We start from the raw sequence: 3,240 nt of genomic DNA, 5'->3' as shown, positions 1-3,240 counted from the left end.
CCCGCGCTCAGCATCGGGTCGCGTTTCATCCGGAACGCCAAAACCATCGCCACGTCCACCAGTTCCTGCAGCTTGCTCTCCCGCTCGGGCACCCCCCGCGGGAGAGGGGCCGGACCCTTTACGTGGGGCTGTACGGCCGTCTGCGGGGCCGGGAGCCGCCGGCACGGGCTCGGGAGCCTTCGGCTCGCCGCAGCCCTCCAGAGGGGCGCCCGGGGGCGCTGCCCGCGCCCTTCTCAGCGCAGTTCCGCCGGGGGCGTGCGCCGGGCGTCCACCTTCTCCGTGCGGACCAGCTCGCCCCAGACGATGTAGCGGTACTTCGAGGTGTAGACGGGGGTGCAGGTGGTGAGGGTGATGTACCGGCCCGGCGCCGTCCTCCCCGAGTCCTTCGGCACCGGGGTGATCACGTCGGTGTTGTACTTCGAGGTCTGGCGCAGCTCGGCGAAGACCTTGTACACGTACCAGGTGTCGCGGGTCTCGAAGACGACCGCGTCCCCGCGCCTCACCTTGTCGATGTTGTGGAACTTCGCCCCGTGGCCGTCGCGGTGGGCGGCGAGCGTGAAGTTCCCCTTCTCGTCCCACGGCAGCGCCGACTTCACCGGCTCCGTGTAGTAGCCGGCCACGCCGTCGTCGAGCACGTCCGGCGCGGTCCCCGCCTTGACCAGCACCTCGCCGTTCCGCATCGACGGCACGTGCAGGAAGCCCACCCCGCCCTGCGTGTCCAGCGCCCCGGGCCCCGCGGCCGCCGCGGGGGCCTGCCACTGCCGGCGGACGGCGTCGCCGCGCGCGGACGCGTCCCGGTCGGCGAGCACGTTGGTCCACCACAGCGAGTAGGCGACGAACAGGGCCAGTACGAGGCCCACGGTGATCAGGAGCTCGCCCAGCAGGCTCAGGAACCCGGCGAGCAGGCCGCGGCTGCCCGCGGGCGGTGCCGCGGCGCGGCGGTGGGCACGTGACACTGCTGGTTCGTCCTTAGCTGGTCAGCGCGGGCGGGGGGCCCTGGCTGCGGGGGCGTTCTTCGGTCATCCTGCCCCATACGATCAGCCGGTAGGTGCTGGTGAACTCCGGTGTGCAGGTGGTCAGGGTGATGTACCGGCCGGGGGCGGTGAAGCCCGAGCCCTCCGGCACCGGCTTGATCACCGCGACGTTCGTGGGGGGCGTCTGCGCCAGCGACGAGGTCATCTCGTACGTGTAGTAGGCGTCCCGGGTCTCGACCACCACGGGGTCGCCGGGGACCAGCCGGTTGATGTAGCGGAAGGGCTCGCCATGGGTGTTGCGGTGGCCGGCCACCGCGAAGTTGCCCTGCTTGTCGGCCGGCATCGCGGTCCTGAGCGCGCCCTCGCCGTAGTGCCCGACCATGCCCTTGTCCAGCACCTTCGGCTTGCTGATGCCCTCCGCCACCGGCACCTTCACGTCCAGCTTGGGGATGTGCAGCAGGGCGAAGCCCTGGCCCGGCTCGAAGGCGGTCACGGGGGGCGCGGCGGCTTCCGGGCCGCCCTGCGGCCCCTGCTGGCGCTCCCAGGTCTGGAGCAGGGAGCCCGCGGCCCCGTCGGCGGCGCGCTGCGCCACGAGGTTGGTGTACCAGAGCTGGTAGGCGACGAAGAGCAGCATCACGAGGCCCATCGTGATGAACAGCTCCCCGCCCAGCCGGCTCGCGACGACCAACGGGCCGCCCGACGCGGGGCGCTTGCGGCGCCGCCCGCCCCGCCTCCGGGACCCCTTGGCGGCCCGCTTCGCGGCCTCCTGGGCGGCCTTGCGTCGCGCGGCCCGGCCCTCCGTGGGCGCGGACGGCGCGACCGCGGTCACGCGAGGGCCTTGCCCACCACCGGGGCCAGCCCCACCGAGCGTTCCACCGCGCCCGCGTCGCCGCAGCGGACCAGCCAGTTCGCGAGCATGCGGTGGCCCCACTCGGTCAGCACCGACTCGGGGTGGAACTGCACGCCCTCGACGTCGTGTTCCCGGTGGCGCAGGCCCATGATGATCCCGTCCTCGGTGCGCGCCGTGACCTCCAGGGCGCCGGGCAGGGTGCGGGGCTCGGCGGCCAGGGAGTGGTAGCGGGTCGCGGTGAAGGGGGAGGGCAGGCCCGCGAAGACGCCCACGCCCTCGTGGACCACGGGGGAGGTCTTGCCGTGCAGCAGCTCGGGCGCCCGGCCCACGACCCCTCCGTAGGCGACGGCCATGGACTGCATGCCGAGGCAGACGCCGAAGACGGGGACGCCGGTGGCGGCGCAGTGCCGGACCATGTCGACGCAGACGCCCGCCTCCTCCGGCGTGCCCGGCCCGGGGGAGAGCAGCACCCCGTCGAAGCCGTCCTGCGCGTGGGACAGCTCCACCTCGTCGTTGCGCAGCACCTCGCACTCGGCACCGAGCTGGTAGAGGTACTGGACCAGGTTGAAGACGAAGCTGTCGTAGTTGTCTACCACCAGAATGCGCGCGCTCACGGAGTGGCTCCCGATCCCTCGTCCACCGTCACATCGTTGAACGGAAGGAGCGGCTCGGCCCAGGGGAAGACGTACTGGAAGAGCACGAAGACCACCGCCAGGACGAGTACGAGCGAGATCAGCGCGCGGACCCACACGTTGCCGGGCAGATGCCGCCAGATCCAGCCGTACATGCCGCCTGATTCCTTTTCGTCCACTTTCGTTCGACGCACCGCGGAGGCGGTACGCCAACAGACTAAAGGCAGCAGCCCCGCCGGGAGGGTCACCCGGAGGAACCCCCCGGCCCGCCCTGCCGCGCGGGGCGGGTCCCGGTGAGCTCCGCCCAGACGACCAGCCGGTGGCTGTGGCCCCATTCCGGGTCGCAGGTGGTGAGGGTGAGGTAGCGGCCGGGGGCGGTGAAGGGCGAACGCGCCGGGACCGGGTCGACCACCTCGACCTCGGTGGGCAGTACGCGCAGCGGGCCGCCGCGGACCGTGTACGTGTAGCGGGTGGCCGCATCCTGGAGGATCACCTCGTCCCCGGCGCGCAGCCGGGGGAAGTCCTTGAACGGGTCCCCGTGGGTGCGGCGGTGGCCGGCCACGGAGAAGTTGCCGACGGCGCCGAGGCGGGCGGTGGAGGCGTAGTGGCCGAGGCCCTTCCTGAGCAGATCGGCGCCGGTGCCCTCCAGGACGGGCTTGGCCCAGTCCGGCCCGAAGCGCGGTACGTACATCTCCGCGAAGGGCCGTCCCGCGGGGTAGGGCGGCGGCTCCGGCGGGGCGGGCGGGGCCTGTGTGGCGGGCGGGGCGGGCGCGGCGAGATCGGA

General features: G+C 72.9%; 4 protein-coding genes and 1 pseudogene. All 5 read right to left on the bottom strand.

All coding sequences use genetic code 11. The features are described 5' to 3' along the window. Window positions 1-233 precede the first annotated feature (233 nt). Window positions 234-956 carry a class E sortase gene (locus tag ABZ873_RS34070; RefSeq protein WP_360880734.1) on the bottom strand — a complete coding sequence of 241 codons (723 nt, stop codon included), beginning with the start codon at window positions 954-956 and terminating at the stop codon, window positions 234-236. Between the two features lie 13 nt (window positions 957-969). Beyond that, window positions 970-1,665 (bottom strand): annotated as a pseudogene (locus tag ABZ873_RS34065) (class E sortase); the annotation flags it as partial. Between the two features lie 134 nt (window positions 1,666-1,799). Beyond that, on the bottom strand, window positions 1,800-2,438 hold the full coding sequence (locus tag ABZ873_RS34060; protein ID WP_360880731.1) for an aminodeoxychorismate/anthranilate synthase component II: 639 nt from the start codon (window positions 2,436-2,438) through the stop codon (window positions 1,800-1,802). Then, on the bottom strand, window positions 2,435-2,611 hold the full coding sequence (locus ABZ873_RS34055; protein ID WP_360880728.1) for a hypothetical protein: 177 nt from the start codon (window positions 2,609-2,611) through the stop codon (window positions 2,435-2,437). The genes ABZ873_RS34060 and ABZ873_RS34055 overlap by 4 nt, the downstream gene beginning before the upstream one ends. Window positions 2,612-2,700: 89 nt before the next feature. Next, on the bottom strand, window positions 2,701-3,240 hold a 540-nt coding region (locus tag ABZ873_RS34050), incomplete at its 5' end, for a class E sortase (protein ID WP_360880725.1).

Source organism: Streptomyces sp. NPDC047014 (assembly GCF_040644195.1).
Lineage (GTDB): Bacteria > Actinomycetota > Actinomycetes > Streptomycetales > Streptomycetaceae > Streptomyces.
This window is presented reverse-complemented; position numbering and strand designations above follow the sequence as displayed.

What these genes read in the sequence shown, in the direction of transcription:
- ABZ873_RS34055 (WP_360880728.1), bottom strand. Translation starts at nt 2,611, where the DNA reads ATGTACGGCTGGATCTGGCGGCATCTGCCCGGCAACGTGTGGGTCCGC.